Raw genomic sequence first — 16,678 nt, 5'->3', positions numbered from 1 at the left:
TGGTAGGTCAATGGGAATTTTGAATATCGGCATTATCGGGCTGGGCTGTGTGGGCATGGGTGTGGTAGAGATTTTAAAGAAAAACCGCGCGCTCATTGCCAAGAGATGCGGGCATGAATTGGTCATCACAAGGGGCGTGGTGCAGGATTTAAGCAAAAAAAGGGCGGTGGATTTCCCCTTGAGTGATCGTCTTGAGGATATTTTAGAGGATCCTAGTATTGATGTGGTGGTGGAGTTAATGGGGGGGGTGGAACAAGCCTTCCAAGTGGCGCAAAGGGCTTTAAAGCAAAAGAAGGGGTTTGTAACGGCTAATAAAGCCATGCTCGCCCAACATTACTACAGCTTGCAGAATTTAGGGGCGATGGGCTTTGAAGCCAGTGTGTGTGGGGGGCTTCCCATTCTCAACGCACTTCAAGAGGGGTTGGGGGCTAATGAAGTGTTGGGTATTCAAGGGATTTTAAATGGCACGACTAATTTTATTCTAAGCCAAATGGAGCAAGGACAGGATTTTGCAAGTGCCTTGCAACAAGCCCAAGCTTTGGGGTATGCAGAGGCCAACGCCCATCTAGATATTAGCGGGCTGGACAGCGCACACAAGCTGTTGATTTTAACCTTTTTGGCTTTTCATATCCAACCTAGCTTGGATGAAATGTTCATAGAGGGCATTGAGCGGATTAAACTCATAGACATGCACTACGCTAAGAGATTGGAACGCACCATCAAGCACCTAGCCTTAGCCCACAAGCAAGGGGATAAAATTGCTTTGAGTGTGTGCCCAGTCTTGCTGGATCAAAACCACGTTTTAGCCCGTGTGGAGGGGGTGATGAATGGTGTTTGTGTGCTAGGGGATTGTTTGGGTGAGAGCTTTTATTATGGAGCAGGAGCGGGTGGATTAGCGACAGCTAGCGCGGTGGTAGGCGATTTAATGGGTGTTTTGAATAAAAAATTTTATCCCACTAGCCCAACCCCACACACCCTAAAAACTCCTCAAGAAATCCAAAGTGCTTATTATTTGCGCGTGGATTTAAGCCAGTATAACAATCCACTCTCCTTAATCTCCCCTGTGCTAGAAGAATGCCACATTAAAATTTGTGCCTACTTCCAAGAGGATAAAACCTGCATTGTGATCACAGAGATTGCCACTCAAGCCCATATCCAGCAAGCTCTTTTGCTATGCCGACAAATCCCGGAGTTGCAAGGCATTTATGCCATGCGTTTGTATCCATGAGCTATGCCAAGGGGCTCTTAGCCGAAGAGATTGCTTGTGCTTTTTTGAGCGCGCATGGGTGTGCCATCCTCAAGCGTAATTTTTATTGCCGTTATGGCGAAATTGACATCATCGCGCTTAAAGAGGAGGTGTTGCATTTTGTGGAGGTCAAGAGCCACACGCACGCCGAGCCACTCTATGCGATCACGCCCGTTAAACTGGGCAAAATCCACCAAAGTATCCAGGTGTTTTTGCAAGAAAATCCCATGCCTTATGATTTTTGTATCGATGCACTTGTCATCAGGGGGGCTTTAGGCAGACATACCCTAGAGTGGCTAGAAAACATCGGGTTTTAGCGGATATAAAGGGAAGCTTGAATAAAATTCAAATCCAAACAAAAAATTAGGAGTTAAAAATGGCACATTATATTGAATTGACGCATGAGAATTTTGAAAGTGTTACCAATAGTGGGGCGGTTGTTGTAGATTTTTGGGCACCTTGGTGTGGTCCTTGCAAAATGCTCTCTCCCATCATTGATGAGCTAGCCAGCGAATACGAAGGTAAAGCCAAGATTTGCAAAGTCAATACAGACGAGCAAGATGAATTGTCTGCTAAATATGGTATTAGAAGCATCCCCACCGTGCTTTACATGAAGGATGGTCAGGTGATGAATCAAACCGTGGGCGCGCTCTCCAAACAGGCCCTCAAAGACAACATTGATAAGTTGCTCTAGTCTCTCATGATTGATTTAGCGATTGTGGGCGGAGGTCCAGCTGGTCTGAGTGCGGGTTTGTACGCCACTAGGGGCGGTGTTAAAGATGTGATCTTGTTTGAAAAGGGTATGCCCGGAGGCCAAATCACCACTAGTAGCGAGATTGAAAATTATCCGGGCATTAAAGAGGTGCTCAGTGGTATTGATTTTATGCAACCCTGGCAAGAACAATGTTTCCGCTTTGGTCTCAAGCAAGAAATGGTCGCGGTGAGCAAGATCAGCACCCAAGATAAACATTACTTGATTCACACTGATGATGGCAAGGTTACGCCGGCTAGAAGCGTGATCTTGGCCACCGGTGGGCGGCCCAAGAGGGCAGGTATCAAGGGGGAAAATGAGTTCTTTGGCAAGGGTGTTAGCACCTGTGCAACCTGTGATGGGTTTTTTTACAAAAATAAAGAAGTGGCGGTTTTGGGTGGCGGGGATACAGCCCTAGAAGAGGCACTTTTTTTAACCAAAATGTGTAGCAAGGTTTACCTCATCCACCGGCGCGATGGTTTTAGGGCAGCCCCTGTTACCATAGAACACGCTAGAAACAACCCCAAAATCGAGTTCATCACACCTGCCGTGGTGGAGGAAATTAAGGGTGATGGTAACGGGGTGAATGCGGTGGTGTTGAAAAACACCCAAACCGGGACAATCCAAGAATTAGTCGTGCCCGTTATCTTTGTCTTTGTGGGCTATGATGTCAATAACGAGGTTTTAAAGCAAGAGGACGGGAGCATGTTGTGTGCGTGTGATTCTTATGGCTCTGTATTGGTGGATTTGAACATGAAAACCAATTTGCCGGGCTTTTTTGCTGCCGGGGATATCCGCACGAACGCACCTAAACAAGTGGTGTGTGCAGCTGGAGATGGTGCCACTGCAGCACTTTCTTGTATTGCCTATTTGGATTCACACCACTGATGCTCAACATCGGCGTATTTGGGGCGAGTGGCAAGGTGGGGGGCTTGCTGGTGCGCGAAATCCAAAAACACAGCGACCTTTGTTTAACAAGTGTATTTGTGCGCCAAAACCTGAGCATGCATTTAGCCCAAGTGCTCCCCGAAGATGCTTTTGTTACCAATGACCTGGAGCAGTTTTTAGCCCATTGCGATTTGGTGATTGACTTTTCCTTACCCAAGGCTTCTTCTAAACTCATTGAGTTTTTGCTCCAAACACCCAAACCCTTAGTTTCGGGGACAACAGGGCTTGAGGAGCAAACTTGGCAGGCTATTAGAAAATTAAGTCAAGTGGTTCCTGTCTTGCACACGCCTAATATGTCCATTGGCATGGCAGTTTTAAATAAGATTGTGGGATCGGTGGCTAAGGACTTACAAGAAGCTGATATTGAAATTACCGAGATGCACCACCGCTACAAAAAAGATGCCCCTAGTGGGAGTGCCTTGATTTTAGGACAAACCTGCGCGCAAGCTCGGGATTTGGTTTTTGATCAAGTCTCCCAAACCAAACGGGAAAATCAACGCCAAACAGACGAGATCGGGTTTGTGAGTCTGCGTGGAGGCGATGTGGTGGGGAAACACACTGTGGGTTTTTACTTAGATGGGGAGTATTTGGAACTCACCCACATTGCCACCGATCGCAACATCTTTGCCAAGGGTGCTCTGCAAGCAGCCAAGTGGCTAGTATCCCAACAACCCGGACTCTACAATATCCAAAATTTATATGTCTAAAAAAGACTCTTGATCGCTTGGAAGGCGTGTAACATCTCGCTTTTGAAGCGATCGATGATGGAGACCAAAATCAAGATTAGTCCAATAAAGGCGATGGCGATTTTAAGGGGGAAGCCTACAGCCAAAAGGTTAAATTGGGGGTGGGTTTTCATGATCATCCCAAAGATCACATCGCTTAACATCACCATCGCCAAGATTGGAAAGGCCATGCTAAAGCCCACGATAAAGAGGTGGGCTAAGGCTTTTACACTAGCTTGCACCATGTGGTTGCTCAACACAAATCCTCCCAAGGGCACCTGCTCTAGGCTGTGTTGCACCCATAGAATAATGTAATGATGCATGGAGGTTTGGAGCATGATCAAAATGGCCAAGAGCAAGACCACCTGCCCTACAACCGCCTTTTGCGCTCCTGAGAGCGGATCGTAAGCACTGGCCATGGTCAAGCCCATTGAAAAGCTAATGGTATCGGTCGCAAAGGCGATCGCATTGAAGACCACATGCAAGAAAAAAGAGGCACATAAGCCTAGCAACACTTCAGAGATGCAGGCGATCAAAAAGATTTCCGGACTCAAATTGAGGGCTGTATGGGGCAAATTGGGGTAAAAAACCAACGTCAAAAAGAAACCCAAAGCCCCCCTAATGGAGAGCGGGATCAAATTGTTATCAAAAAAGGGAAAGAGGGCTACCACGCTACTTAGGCGTAAAAATAGCAATAAAAACGCCTCTACCCTCTGATCGCTTAAATAAGCCAACCAATCTAACATACCTGCATTATAGCGTAGAGATTTTAATATGCGTGTTAGCCTTTTGGTGTTAGAATGCGCGGAAATTTTTGAAAAGAGGATATATGCAAAAGGTCTTGTATGTGTTAGCGGTGTGTGCCAGCTTAATGGGGGCAAAAGCAAGTGTGGATAGCAAGTTGGCTACAAGTGTGGTGCAACTCATCAACAAGCAGATCAATAAGAAAGTGGAGGTGCTAGAAACCTTCCCCTTAAAATCCAATAAAGAGTTCCAAGTAGTGGTGGTCCAAGATCCAGACACCAAATACCACATCCCTTTTTTGGTGAATCGGAGTGGTTCTTTGGCAGTCGGCTTGACCGGTATGTTTTTTAGTGGGAATAAGGATGATTTGGACTTGGTGGATGGCATTTTCCATGACTCTCAAGTCCATAATTTTAGGCAACAACATAGTGTGGCCCTCAATAAATTATTCCAAGCAATCCCCAAAGATTATGTGATCACGCTCAAATCCAGCACTAAGGGTGTCAAAAAAGACCTTTACATCATTTCTGACCCCTCTTGCCCGCATTGCCGTAATGAGTTGGGCAATGTCCATGAGAGGCTTAAAAATGCTAACGTGCATATGGTGCTTGTTGGATTCTTGGGCAAGGAATCTAATTTCAAAGCAGCTCATATTTTGAGCCAAATCAAAAATAAACACAGCACAGAGGCTAAAATTGATTTGCTCAACAAGGTCTATGCCACTGCTTATAAAGTTTCGCCCTCTGATGTACTCGATGATAAACTCCAAGAAGTCGAAAAGGTAACCAAACAAGTTTTGGATACCAAGCTGGTTAAAGGCGTGCCCTTTATTTATGAATACGAAGGGTCTAGCACAGCTGGTAAAAAGTAACCCTCTATCAAGGGAGGTTGATCAGGGGGTGGCAAAGCTGTTCGCTTATGATCTTTTGAGACCCGAAAATTATGCTCCCCAAGTGGGTTTTAAGTTCTTCCCACTCCCCTAAAAATTCTTCTGAGTTCTTTAAAAAGTGCGCTTTTTTGAAACGACCAAACTTTAGTCCGCAATAAGATCGCTATATTTTACCTAGAATCTTGTATAATCCCAAAACACAACTAAAATGATTAATCAAAGGAGAAGCGATGTTGCAAATTAGATGGCATGCTAGAGCTGGGCAGGGTGCTGTTACAGGTGCTAAGGGTTTAGCCGATGTGGTGGCCACGACAGGTAAAGAGGTGCAGGGCTTTGCAGTCTATGGTTCGGCTAAAAGGGGAGCAGCCATGACGGCTTATAACCGCATCGACTCCGAGCCCATTTTAAACCATGAAAAATTCATGGAGCCAGATTATGTGTTGGTGATCGACCCGGGTTTGACTTTTATCACCGACATCACCGAAAATGAAAAAGAGGACACCACCTATATCATCACCACCCATCTGAGCCGTGAGGAGTTGCTGGAGAAAAAGCCCAATTTGGCAGATAAAAAACTCTACACGCTAAATTGCATTAAAATCGCGATGGATACCATCAAACGCCCCATCCCCAACACACCAATGTTAGGGGCTTTGATGAAAGTCTCTGGCATGTTGGAGTTGGAGTTTTTTAAAAGCACTTTTAAAGAAGTGTTGGGTAAGAAAATGCCCCAAGCTTTGATTGATGCCAACATGCTAGCCATCGATCAAGCTTACGAACAAGTCAAATAAAGGATTCACATGAAAAATTGGCAAGATTTTGAGATTGGAGCGGTTCTCTTCCCCTTTGAAAAGCAAGGGCAAGAAGAGCTGAGCAAGCACAACAACGAGCGTAGTTATACTCAAGAGAGTTCTTTTAAAGCGAGTGTTTCGCATTGGCGTGTGGAAAAACCCGTGCATAATGAACAAGTTTGTATCAACTGTTTCAATTGTTGGGTCTATTGCCCCGATGCCTCTATTTTGTCCCGTGAGGGCAAGATGAGTGGGATTGACTATGAGCATTGCAAAGGTTGCGGGGTGTGCGTGGATGTCTGCCCCACTAACCCCAAATCTTTGTTGATGTTTGACAATTTAGAACCCGTAGAGGAAGCACTGACCAAGTGGCCCAGCAAAGCTGAGGGGATTAAAAAGAAAAGCTACCGCACTGAGGGGGGTTACAATGGCTTCTAATTACACGATGAATGAAGTGGAAGCATGGGATGGTTGTACCGCTAGTGCGCATGCGCTCAGGCAAGCCCAAGTAGATGTTGTGGCTGCCTACCCTATCACTCCCTCCACGCCCATTATCCAAAATTACGGCTCTTTTAAGGATAATGGCTACATTGATGGTGAGTTTGTGCTCGTGGAGTCCGAACATGCCGCCATGAGTGCGTGTGTGGGTGCCGCTGCTGCTGGGGGGCGGGTGAGCACCGCCACTAGCTCGCAAGGTTTTGCCCTGATGATTGAAGTGCTCTACCAAGCTTCTGGGATGCGCTTGCCTATCGTTTTAAATGTGGCTAACCGTGCGCTGGCTTCACCTTTGAACATCCATTGCGATCACTCAGATATGTATTTGGGGCGCGATAGTGGGTGGATCCATCTATGCACTTGCAATCCCCAAGAGGTCTATGACTTTACCTTGATGGCTTTTAAGCTGGCTGAGCACACGGAAGTGCGCGTGCCGGTCATGGTGCATCAAGATGGGTTTTTATCCTCCCACACCGTACAAAATGTCCGCCCCTTAAGCGATGAGGTGGCTTATGAATTTGTAGGAGATTATGTGGGCGTGCATCCCATGCTCGATTTTGATCGTCCAGTAAGCTATGGTGCACAGGCTGAGGAAGAATGGCATTTTGAGCATAAAGCCAAACTCCACCATGCCATCATGCACTCTAAAGCCGTTTTAGAGAGCGTATTTAGCGATTTTGCCAAGATCACAGGCCGGCGTTACCACATTGTGGAATCTTTCATGGCAGAGGATGCAGAGGTGTTGATCTTTGCGTTGGGTACGACCTACGAATCTGCTATTGTGGCTGCCAAGAAAGCCAGACAAAAGGGCATTAAAGCGGGCGTGGTCACCACGCATTTACTCAGACCTTTCCCCTTTGAGCAAGTCGGCGAGGTGCTCAAAAACGCCAAAGCCTTAGCCATTATGGATAAAAGTTCGCCTTCAGGTGCGATGGGCGCGATGTTTAACGAGTTGGCCGCCAGTCTGTATCAGGCAAAAGGGTGTAAGCATCCGGTGCTGAGTAATTACATCTATGGGCTAGGTGGACGCGACTTAACCCAAGCAGATTTAGATGGCATTTTTGACGAATTGGTTCAGGATGTACAAAAAGGCACGCTGACCCACCCCACCCAACAATTCATCGGACTCAATGGTCCTAAATTGTCTTTTTTTTAAGGAGTAAAATATGGTTAGAGAAGTCAAAACACTCAAGAGTTTTAGCCAATCGGCTGAGAAATTTGAAGGTTCGCACCTACTTTGCCCGGGGTGTGGGCATGGAATCATTGTTAGAGAAGTGCTAAACGCCATTGAGGGGCCCATTGTTTTGGGCAATTCTACGGGCTGTTTGGAAGTGTGTTCGGCTGTCTATCCCCACACTTCTTGGGATGTGCCTTGGATTCATGTGGGCTTTGAGAATGGCTCTACAGCCATTAGTGGGGTGGAGAGCATGTATAAAGCCCTAGCTAACAAGGGCAAATACAAGGGGCAACGCCCCAAATTTGTCGCCTTTGGGGGCGATGGTGCGAGCTATGATATTGGATTCCAATTCATTAGCGGGTGCTTGGAGCGCGGACATGACATGACCTATATTTGCTTGGACAATGAAAACTACGCCAACACCGGCGGGCAACGCAGTGGGAGCACGCCTATGGGGGCGAGCACCAGCACCACGCCAGCAGGCAAGGTTAGCTTTGGCAAAAAAGAGCGCAAAAAAGACTTGCCCCTCATCATGGCAGCCCATGGCATCCCCTACACCGCCCAGCTTGCCCCCAACAAATGGAAGGATATGCACAAAAAAATCAAAACAGCCCTAGACACAGAGGGACCTTGTTTTATCAACGCACTTAGCCCATGCCCAACTGAGTGGAAATACCATTCTAGTTTGGCGATTGAAATGACCGACTTGGCGGTAGATTGCCTGATCTTCCCCCTCTTTGAGATTTTTGATGGCAAGGAGCTCAAGATCACCTACCGCCCACGCAATGTCCTGCCCGTGCGCGATTATTTGGGTGTGCAAAAACGCTTTGCCCACTTGTTTAAGAAAGAAAACGAACATATCATTGAATCTCTGCAAAAAGATGTGGATGCGCGTTGGGAATACCTGCAACGTCGCGAAGAAGCTAAAGTTTAATGCTCGATCGCTATGCGCGTGCGCCGATGGCGCAACTTTGGAGCGTGCAAAATAAATTCGAGGCGTATTTGCGTGTGGAAAAGGCGGTTGTGCAAGCTTGGCATGCCTTGGGGTTTGTTAGCGAAGAGGATTGTGCCAAGATTCAAAAAGCCTATTTTAGCCTGGAGCGTATTGATGCTATCGAGCAGACCACCAAACATGATGTGATTGCCTTTGTCAATGCAGTGTGTGAGAATTTGGGACCCGAGGGACGCTTTTTCCACTATGGGATCACCTCTAGCGATTGCATTGACACCGCTCTAGCTCTCTTACTCCAAGAGAGTTTGCAGATCATTATTACAGATACACAAGAACTTCTAGCCGTGCTCAAAACCCGGGCTTATGAGTTTCAAGAAACCTTGATGGTCGGCAGAAGTCATGGCATCCATGGTGAGCCAATGAGCTTTGGACTGGTGTGGGCGTTGTGGTATGAGGAGATGCAGCGCCATTTAGATGCCCTGCGTATTGCCCTAGAAGAGATCGGCGTTGGTATGGTGAGCGGGGCGATGGGAAACTTAGCCCATGTCCCTATGGAGCTAGAGGAAATCACTTGCCAAATTTTGGGGCTTAAAGTAGCCAAGATCACCAATCAGGTGATCGGTCGCGATCGCCATGCTCGTGTGATCAATACCTTGGCTCTAATGGCTAGCAGTTGTGAAAAAATTGCGGTGAATATCCGCCACTACCAACGCACGGAAGTTTATGAGGCGGAGGAATATTTTAGCAAGGGTCAAAAGGGAAGCTCAGCCATGCCCCATAAACGCAACCCCGTTTTGAGCGAAAACATTACCGGACTTTGCCGTATGATTAGGGGGTATGCCGTGCCGATGATGGAGAATGTCGCCCTTTGGCATGAACGCGATATTAGCCATAGCTCGGTAGAACGCTTTATTTTTCCCGATATTTTCACCACCACTGACTTTATGTTGGATAGATTGACCACGCTATTAAAAAGTTTGGTGGTCTATCCGGAGAACATGCTGAAAAACTTGCATTTAACCGGTGGGTTGGTCTTTTCCCAACGGGTGTCGCTAGAATTGCCTAAACTGGGCTTTAGCAAACAGGAGAGTTATGCCATTGTGCAAGAGAGTGCCCAAAAGGTTTGGGCGCATTTGCAACAAGGGCAGAGTAGAGAGCCCGATTTATTTTTGACCTATCTTTTAGCTGATACGCGCTTAAAGCATGTCGATCCGGACGCCATCAAGGCGTGTTTTGATCTGCCCTACTATTTAGCCAATACCGCTAAGATTTTTACGCGAGTCTTTGGGTGTTAAGCCTTTTTTTAGCTAAAAAAATATAGTCTTGCCCATCAAACTTAAAAGAACCTAAATGAAAATCGCTGTTTTGATGAGTGGGGGGGTGGATAGCTCCTATAGTGCGTATTTGTTACAACAAGCCGGGCATGATCTCTTGGGTTTATATTTGAAATTGCATGACAAAGAGGAAAAGCACGCCATTTATATTAAAAACTGCCAAGAAGTAGCACAGTTTTTAAAAATCCCCTTTGAAGTGCTGGATTTGCAAGAAGCCTTCAAGCAACAAGTCTATCAAGTCTTTATCGATTCTTACCAACAGGGGCAAACGCCTAACCCTTGTGCGTTGTGTAACCCCCTGATGAAGTTTGGGCTGGGTCTAGAATTTGCCCTCAATCGGGGTTATGAAAAAATGGCCACCGGGCATTATGCACGCTTGCAAGAAGTACGGGGGGTGTTACGCATTCAAGAGGCGCGCGATTTAAGCAAGGATCAGAGTTATTTTCTCTATGCCCTGCCCCAAAGAGCGATTAATGCGCTTATCTTCCCCTTGGGCGATTTGCTCAAAGAGGAGATCAAGCCCAAAGCCCTAGAAGCCATGCCCTTTTTAGGGACTTTGCAAACTTACAAAGAATCCCAAGAGATTTGTTTTGTGGAGACTTCCTACATTGACACGCTTAAAAAACATCTGCAGGTTGATACCGCAGGGCTTGTGCGTAATGCCAGCGGGGAGGTTATTGGTACGCACAAGGGCTACATGCATTACACCATTGGTAAGCGTAAGGGTTTCACCATCAAGGGTGCGCATGAACCACATTTTGTTATGGGCATTGCGCCGGCGCAAAATGAAATCATTGTGGGCAAGAAAGAGGACTTAGCCATTAGCTATATCGAAGCGCAAAATAAATCCCTACCCATTGACTTCCAAGAGGGCACATATCTTGTTAAGGTGCGCTATAGGAGCACGCCCACAAAAGCACACATCAGCCTAAAAGATGGAATCATCTATGCACACTTTGAAGAGCCCGTTTATGGTGTGGCACTAGGACAAGCCCTAGTGGTTTATCAAAGAGATTGTGTGTTGGGTGGGGGGGTGATCACCAAGAGTTCAAAAACGCCAATGGAAGCTGACATGGTAAGCACCGCTCAACACGCTTGAGGCGTTGGTGAGAACGGGTAGGTGGATTTTGACATGCTTTTGGCACTTGCTCACAAAGCGATCGTACGCACCCGATCGCAAGCCCAACCCCTTATAAGCCGTCAATCTTTGAATGGCAGTATTCATGTCTCCCAAAATCAAGGCATCGACCATGGCATTGAACAGACGCCTTTCTTTTTTGCTGGCAATCATCGACTCGATACTCAAAACTGATAAATTAGAAAAACTTAACTCCAACCCTCTGCCTTCATCGTCTAATTCAACATAGGCCCTAGAATAGCCTACCAGAAGGGTCAGTAAAACTAATGCCCGCAATACCCCATCAATTATCCCTTGTGCTTTACTTGGTTGCGCATTCTAGCATAGGAAGCCTTAGGTTTGTTTGAGGGGGTATCCAAAGTGTTAGGAAAGGAGGTGGCTTTTTTATAAACTCCCCCTTAAATTTTCACCACCTGTGCGCCTGAGCCACCCAAGTTGTAGGGTGCGTCCTCAAAGGCAATCACTTTGGGGTGTTTTTTGAGCCACTCTCTTAAGGCTTGGCGTAAAATCCCCTTGCCCTTGCCATGCACAATTAAGACCTCTTCAAAGCCTGCCAAAAGCGCATTGGCTAAGAAGTCTTGGGCTTCTTGCAAGGCTTCTAGCACCTCTAGGGCGCGCACATCTAAGCGCATGGAGGCTGTCGCTGTGGGCTTACGCTCTAGCTTGACTTGGGTGGGAATCTTGGGGGGAGTGGCTAAGGTGAGTTCTTGGGCGTTGATCTTGATTTTCAAGCCATTGTCTAAAGCCACTAGACAGCTCTCTTTATTAAGGCCCATAATTGTGCCTAACTGGTTTTTGTAGCGTACATACGCGCCTTGCGTGAGGGCTGGAGGTTTAGGGGGCTTAAGGGTTTGGGTGGGCTTGGATTGTGTCAGGCTTGCCTTGATGACTTGGATTTGCTGGTGGGCGTGGCTTTTATTTTGGGTGCGTTCAAATTCCTTAAGCGTGTCTTGCAAGGCTCTTAAGGCTTGCTGGTAGCTCTTTTCCAGCGCGCTTTGTTTGGCTTGCTGGGCTTGGGCCTTAGCTTGGAGTTGTTCTAGCTCCTCTTGGATTTGTTGGCTATGGATCTTTTTAGCCTCTTCAAGCTGGGCGTATTGGACTCTTAGCTCTTGTTCTAGCGCGCTGGTGCGCTCAATCAAGGCGTTTAAATTCTCTTGTTCTGCTCCATACAACCCACGGGCTTGCTCAATAAGTTCTGGGGATAAGCCATAACGCAAGGCACTTTCAAAGGCGTAACTCTTACCAATGAGCCCGGGGCTAAAGGTGTAGGTGGGGAGCTGGGCTTGGGGGTCAAAGTGGGCGGCTAGGAGCTGGACGGCGTGGTTTTTGGCTAAGAGTAAGGCTAAGTGCTTATGGTGGGTGGTTACCACAATCTTGGCCCCCTGTGCCATTAATTTTTCTAATAACACCTTGTAAAGACAGCTAGCTTCTGAGGCATCTGTGCCTAGCTCGATTTCATCGACTCCTAGCAGGAGTTGGGGCGTGTTTAGGGCACGTTGGAAGTCTAGCATGCGCCCGGCGAAGGTAGAAATGTCATTTTGGCTATTTTGGGGGTCGTTGATAATAGCTTGGATATTTTCAATGTGGGGAATGCTAGAAGTGGGGGCGTGGATTTTAAAGGGCAAAAAATGTTTCGCTAGAAACACCGCGCTTAAAATGGATTTGAGCAACATCGTTTTACCCCCCGTATTGACTCCCGTGATGAGCAGAAGAGATCGATCAAAGCGCAAAGAAATGGGTTTAGGATTGTTGAGGTTAGGGTGGGCAAAGTGGCTTAAGGCAAAATCCCCGCGGTCATTAGGCTTGATAAAACTCAAATTTGCGCTTTTGGCAAATTGCACCCGCGCGATGATGTGATCAACATAGTCAAACTCGTGGTTGATAAAGCGCAAAAATAAAAAATGGGGGCGTAAAAGTCCGCTCCAATGTGCGCAAATGCGCGCTAGGTTTTCCTCAATCTTATTCTGCACCTCTTGGATTTTACGGCTCAAATCGCGCGCTTCTAAGGGCTCAATGTAAAAATACCCCATGTGGGATCGCAAAATCACCTGCCCTTTGATCGCCACACTAAAACCGGGCTTGACCAATAAGCTTTCTGCGCCATTGACAAAATGCACTTGGCGATCCACAAGATAGGGCTGTAAGCCCGACTTACTTAAAATTTGATTCAAGAGTTTTTTTTGCTGGGCTTGCAAGCGCGCTAGACTCTCTGACAATGCGTCTAAATCGGGGTAAAATCCGCTTTTAAGCGCGGGGGTGTCTTGCATGTGCGTGCCAAGTTCTAGCAGGGCTGGGGGGAAGTGGATATTATCTAAATAGGCATATAAATGCGGGTGTTGTTTAGGGTTGGCTAGGGCTTTGAGGTAGGCAAAATAGCGCGCGATTTGCACGAAAGCAAACAGCGTATCTAAACGCCACAACCCCCCTTTTTTGAAAGCTTTGAGCGCGTCTTTAAGACAGATGAGCGTAGGGGGAGGTGTGCAATCTAAGTGTTCCAATTCTTGCAAATGTTCCCAAATGTTAGGGGGTAGCGGATTTAAGGCAAAATCTTTAGGTCGGGCCAGAAAGGTGCTAAAGTGTTCTATAAAGCGTGTTAAATCTAATTGGGCAATCAAAGACATTAGGGTTTAGCCAGCATGCAGGTTTGTAAATCCAAGAGCATGCCCTGCTTGGGGGTGTTTTTTTTGCCCAAAAAGCTCAGCGTACCCGCCACAAAATTAAATTCTTTGTTATTGACATGGACATGGCGACAAATGAGAGTCTCGCCACGCAAAAAGGCGCGTTGCAGAGCCATTTGGTTTTGATTCTCCTGATCTTGCTTGTAGGTATAAAACATCAAAAAAGCTCCCAAAGCCCCCAAGAGGATAATAGCACTGATCTTTTGCTTCAAACCAATCAAGCCAAAATCCCTTAATAAAAGCCAAAGCAGGACTAAAACCAAAAGTAAGACAGCCCAAGCACCCACTATAATTCTCCTCTTAGCTGAGAAGTAATATCCCCTGCTCCAAAACCAATGACAAGCCCTTGATTGAGGGTGCAAATGAGGCGATCGCCCACATATAGCCCCAAGCCCTCTTGGGTGCGCCACATGCGATCAATAAAGGTGGGCTGGAGGTGCTTGAAAAGATGGGGCATATTGACCTCTTGGGGGGGCTCACCGGCACGATAGACAGGCAAAATATAAAGCTGGCTGACTAACGGGCTTGTAAAACAGCTCTGAAAGGCCGTTAAATTGTCTAATAAACGCGAGAATTTATGGGGTTGCCAAATCACGATGGCTCTATCTTGCTGGGTCAAGTTAGCATAGGTTTGCAGGGCTTGCAGGGTGGCACGAATTTCGGTGGGGTGGTGGGCGTAGTCGTCAATAAGAATAAGCGCGTCTTTTTGCAAAATATCAAAACGCTTTTTAATGCCCTTGTAATCCAGCAAATTAGCCCGCAAGGTTTCTAAGGGCAATTCACCCAAAGCAGCCAAGATCGCCAGCGCGGCGTTGCTAGCGGTGTGCTCCCCTAAGCCCCAAACTTCAAAAAAGCCGTAATCTTTAAACTTAAAACGGGTATAGGGCTCATCGTCTTTGAGAAAATAGGAGATGTCGCTGATGTCTTTGGTGGGATCAAGGTGGGTAGCCTCCAAGTCCAAACCCTTTAAAAAGGGATCGGCGGCATTGATCACGCGCTTTTGTCCTAAGCTTAAAAACTGGGTATAGGCGTTGTAAAAGGCTTCCAAATCATAGTTGTAGCCCTCTAAATGCTCCACCTCTGCATTGGTAACAAGAGAACAATAGGGGTTGGAATGTAAAAAACTCTGATCGGATTCATCGGCTTCAAAGACCAAGCTATGACTACTGCTCTCTTTGACATTGGAGCCAAAGGCCTTAGAAGTCGCCCCGATGATTGCCCCAAAATGGGGTAATAGGGCACTGAGCATCGCACTTGTGCTACTCTTGCCATGCGCCCCACACACGCTAAACACCCGTTTATCGCCCAAGATGTATTCTAGGGCTTTTTTACGCGACAAAATGATGCAATTTTTCTCCATCGCCGCCACGATCTCGACATTATCCACCTTGATAATAGCTGAGTGAATCACCACTTCTTGATCGCTAAGGGCACTGGGGTCATGGGGGATGGTGATAGGAATACCCAACTCTCTTAAATAGCGTGTGATGGAGCTTTCCACGATGTCTGAACCACTCACAATAGCCCCTTGAGCCTTGAGATATTTAGCCAGCCCTGAGATGCCAATCCCCCCAATGCCGATTAAATGGATTTTATAAGTGTGGATGGGGCGATCTAGCATGCGCAACTCTGGTAGCTTCTAAGAGCATTTTTAAGCGTGTGCAACGCCTCTTGGAGCACTTCAGGCGGATAAACTAGGGCGACTCGCACAAAGTTTTTGGTTTGCGCACTCTCTTGAGTCCCCAAGAAATCCCCGGGCAAGACCTTGACTCCTTTGCTATAAAGATAACGCGTAAAATGTTGCCCCTCTGGCACTTCTAGCCATACATAAAAACTAGACGGGAAGATGGGTACTTGCAGAATTTCTTGGGCTAGGTTGAGGTTGTGGGCATAAATTTGGCGGATTTGCTCTTGGGCGTGTGTGTCGCTCCAGCCGACCGCACTGGCATGCTGGAGGGGTAGGGGGATGGCACAACCCGTGTAACTTCTAAAGACTTGGTAAGCCTGTAGGATTTGTGCATCTCCAGCAACATAGCCACTTCTAAGTCCGGGAGCACTTAGAGCCTTAGAAATGGAGTTGATCGCCAAGATATTTTTAAATTCTGTATTGCCCACCTCTAAGCAGGCTTGCAAGATCGAGGGTGGGGGCGATGCGCTATAGATATTGCTATAGCATTCATCATTGACCAGTAAGAAATTTTGATCCAAGGCCTTTTGCACCCATTCTTTTAATTCCCCTAGACTAAGTGTGCGCCCCGTGGGGTTGTTAGGGGAATTTAAGATCACCATGTGGGGCTTGTGCTTGGGGTCCAAAGTGGGGGTAAAGTGGTTATCTTTGCTAAGTTCCATCTCAATCACCTGTGCCTTAGCCACTTGCGCGCTGGCTAAATAGACTTGGTAAAATGGGTTGCAAAAAGCAATCTTGGGGTGTTCTTTGTCATGGAGATAAAAAACAGGCAAGCTAAACAAAACCTCTTTAGAACCAAAGGTAGGGATTAGTTGATTGGCTTGCAAGCGCACACCAAAACGCCTTTGCACAAAATCTATTTGGGCTTGTTTTAAAAAAGACTCGCCCGCATTCTTGGGGTAAAAACGCAACTCCTCCGTATGGGCTTTCAAACTCTCTTGGATACTGGGCGGGGTGGGTAGTTGGGGCTCTCCAATGGAAAGGTCTAAACAATGCGGGGGAGTTAAATCTTTCAGCAAAGCGCGCAGGCGTTCAAAGGGATAGGGCACAAACATCACATTCTCCACTTCAAATACCCTATTATACCCAAAAACTAATCCCCCTCCTCTTGGATGGAGTGGTT

At 46.9% G+C, this 16,678-nt stretch carries 18 protein-coding genes; 12 read left to right on the top strand and 6 right to left on the bottom strand.

What is annotated here, in order from left to right; all coding sequences use genetic code 11:
* The first annotated feature begins 10 nt into the window (after nt 1–10).
* The 5 genes from EAO36_RS05365 to dapB are packed head-to-tail and all read left to right on the top strand — an operon-like array spanning nt 11 to nt 3,652.
* Nucleotides 11–1,228 (top strand): homoserine dehydrogenase, encoded by a 1,218-nt coding sequence (locus EAO36_RS05365; RefSeq protein WP_120948471.1) that lies wholly within the window; start codon nt 11–13, stop codon nt 1,226–1,228.
* Nucleotides 1,225–1,563, top strand: a complete 339-nt coding sequence (locus EAO36_RS05360; protein WP_120948472.1) for a YraN family protein — start codon at nt 1,225–1,227, stop codon at nt 1,561–1,563. The genes EAO36_RS05365 and EAO36_RS05360 overlap by 4 nt, the downstream gene beginning before the upstream one ends.
* A 59-nt stretch (nt 1,564–1,622) precedes the next feature.
* Nucleotides 1,623–1,940, top strand: coding sequence for a thioredoxin (trxA, locus tag EAO36_RS05355; protein WP_120948473.1), 318 nt, complete (start codon nt 1,623–1,625; stop codon nt 1,938–1,940).
* 6 nt (nt 1,941–1,946) lie between these two features.
* A complete protein-coding gene (gene trxB, locus EAO36_RS05350) occupies nt 1,947–2,885 on the top strand; it encodes a thioredoxin-disulfide reductase (RefSeq protein WP_120948474.1) in 939 nt (312 codons plus the stop codon).
* Entirely contained in the window at nt 2,885–3,652 is a 768-nt protein-coding gene (dapB, locus tag EAO36_RS05345) for a 4-hydroxy-tetrahydrodipicolinate reductase (RefSeq protein ID WP_120948475.1), read from the top strand. The genes trxB and dapB overlap by 1 nt, the downstream gene beginning before the upstream one ends.
* Here dapB and fliR read toward each other — a convergent pair.
* Nucleotides 3,649–4,416, bottom strand: a complete 768-nt coding sequence (gene fliR / locus EAO36_RS05340; protein WP_120948476.1) for a flagellar biosynthetic protein FliR — start codon at nt 4,414–4,416, stop codon at nt 3,649–3,651. The two genes, dapB and fliR, sit on opposite strands and share 4 nt — an antisense overlap.
* An 83-nt stretch (nt 4,417–4,499) precedes the next feature.
* Here fliR and EAO36_RS05335 point away from each other — a divergent pair, with 83 nt between their 5' ends.
* The 7 genes from EAO36_RS05335 (at nt 4,500) to mnmA (ending at nt 11,151) form a co-directional block, all read left to right on the top strand.
* Nucleotides 4,500–5,285 (top strand): DsbA family protein, encoded by a 786-nt coding sequence (locus EAO36_RS05335; RefSeq protein WP_120948477.1) that lies wholly within the window; start codon nt 4,500–4,502, stop codon nt 5,283–5,285.
* A gap of 248 nt (nt 5,286–5,533) precedes the next feature.
* Entirely contained in the window at nt 5,534–6,094 is a 561-nt protein-coding gene (locus EAO36_RS05330) for a pyruvate flavodoxin oxidoreductase subunit gamma (RefSeq protein WP_104759839.1), read from the top strand.
* A 9-nt stretch (nt 6,095–6,103) separates the two neighbouring features.
* Nucleotides 6,104–6,532: a 4Fe-4S dicluster domain-containing protein gene (locus EAO36_RS05325; protein WP_120948478.1), complete on the top strand. Its 429-nt coding sequence runs from the start codon at nt 6,104–6,106 to the stop codon at nt 6,530–6,532.
* Nucleotides 6,522–7,745: a 2-oxoacid:ferredoxin oxidoreductase subunit alpha gene (locus EAO36_RS05320; protein ID WP_120948479.1), complete on the top strand. Its 1,224-nt coding sequence runs from the start codon at nt 6,522–6,524 to the stop codon at nt 7,743–7,745. The genes EAO36_RS05325 and EAO36_RS05320 overlap by 11 nt, the downstream gene beginning before the upstream one ends.
* A gap of 10 nt (nt 7,746–7,755) precedes the next feature.
* Nucleotides 7,756–8,700 (top strand): thiamine pyrophosphate-dependent enzyme, encoded by a 945-nt coding sequence (locus EAO36_RS05315; RefSeq protein WP_120955802.1) that lies wholly within the window; start codon nt 7,756–7,758, stop codon nt 8,698–8,700.
* Nucleotides 8,700–10,013: an adenylosuccinate lyase gene (gene purB, locus EAO36_RS05310; protein ID WP_120955801.1), complete on the top strand. Its 1,314-nt coding sequence runs from the start codon at nt 8,700–8,702 to the stop codon at nt 10,011–10,013. Before EAO36_RS05315 ends, purB begins: the two co-directional genes overlap by 1 nt.
* 55 nt (nt 10,014–10,068) lie before the next feature.
* A complete protein-coding gene (mnmA, locus tag EAO36_RS05305) occupies nt 10,069–11,151 on the top strand; it encodes a tRNA 2-thiouridine(34) synthase MnmA (protein WP_120948481.1) in 1,083 nt (360 codons plus the stop codon).
* On the opposite strand, the gene EAO36_RS05300 is transcribed toward mnmA, so the two are convergent.
* The 5 genes from EAO36_RS05300 to EAO36_RS05280 all read right to left on the bottom strand — a co-directional run bounded on the left by EAO36_RS05300 (nt 11,101) and on the right by EAO36_RS05280 (nt 16,610).
* The gene (locus EAO36_RS05300; protein WP_143928409.1) at nt 11,101–11,466 is read right to left on the bottom strand and encodes a hypothetical protein; all 366 of its coding nucleotides are present in this window, start codon (nt 11,464–11,466) and stop codon (nt 11,101–11,103) included. The genes mnmA and EAO36_RS05300 overlap by 51 nt on opposite strands.
* A gap of 122 nt (nt 11,467–11,588) precedes the next feature.
* On the bottom strand, nt 11,589–13,811 hold the full coding sequence (locus EAO36_RS05295; RefSeq protein WP_120948482.1) for an endonuclease MutS2: 2,223 nt from the start codon (nt 13,809–13,811) through the stop codon (nt 11,589–11,591).
* On the bottom strand, nt 13,811–14,155 hold the full coding sequence (locus tag EAO36_RS05290; protein ID WP_120948483.1) for a hypothetical protein: 345 nt from the start codon (nt 14,153–14,155) through the stop codon (nt 13,811–13,813). The genes EAO36_RS05295 and EAO36_RS05290 overlap by 1 nt, the downstream gene beginning before the upstream one ends.
* Nucleotides 14,155–15,489 (bottom strand): UDP-N-acetylmuramate--L-alanine ligase, encoded by a 1,335-nt coding sequence (murC, locus tag EAO36_RS05285; RefSeq protein WP_120948484.1) that lies wholly within the window; start codon nt 15,487–15,489, stop codon nt 14,155–14,157. The genes EAO36_RS05290 and murC overlap by 1 nt, the downstream gene beginning before the upstream one ends.
* Nucleotides 15,483–16,610, bottom strand: a complete 1,128-nt coding sequence (locus EAO36_RS05280) for a succinyldiaminopimelate transaminase (protein WP_120948485.1) — start codon at nt 16,608–16,610, stop codon at nt 15,483–15,485. The genes murC and EAO36_RS05280 overlap by 7 nt, the downstream gene beginning before the upstream one ends.
* Between the last annotated feature and the right edge of the window lie 68 nt (nt 16,611–16,678).

The organism is Helicobacter mehlei (assembly GCF_003660265.1).
GTDB classification, from domain to species: Bacteria; Campylobacterota; Campylobacteria; order Campylobacterales; family Helicobacteraceae; genus Helicobacter; species Helicobacter mehlei.
The sequence above is the reverse complement of the archived record's forward strand: the minus strand, read 5'-3'. Positions and strand labels throughout refer to the sequence as shown.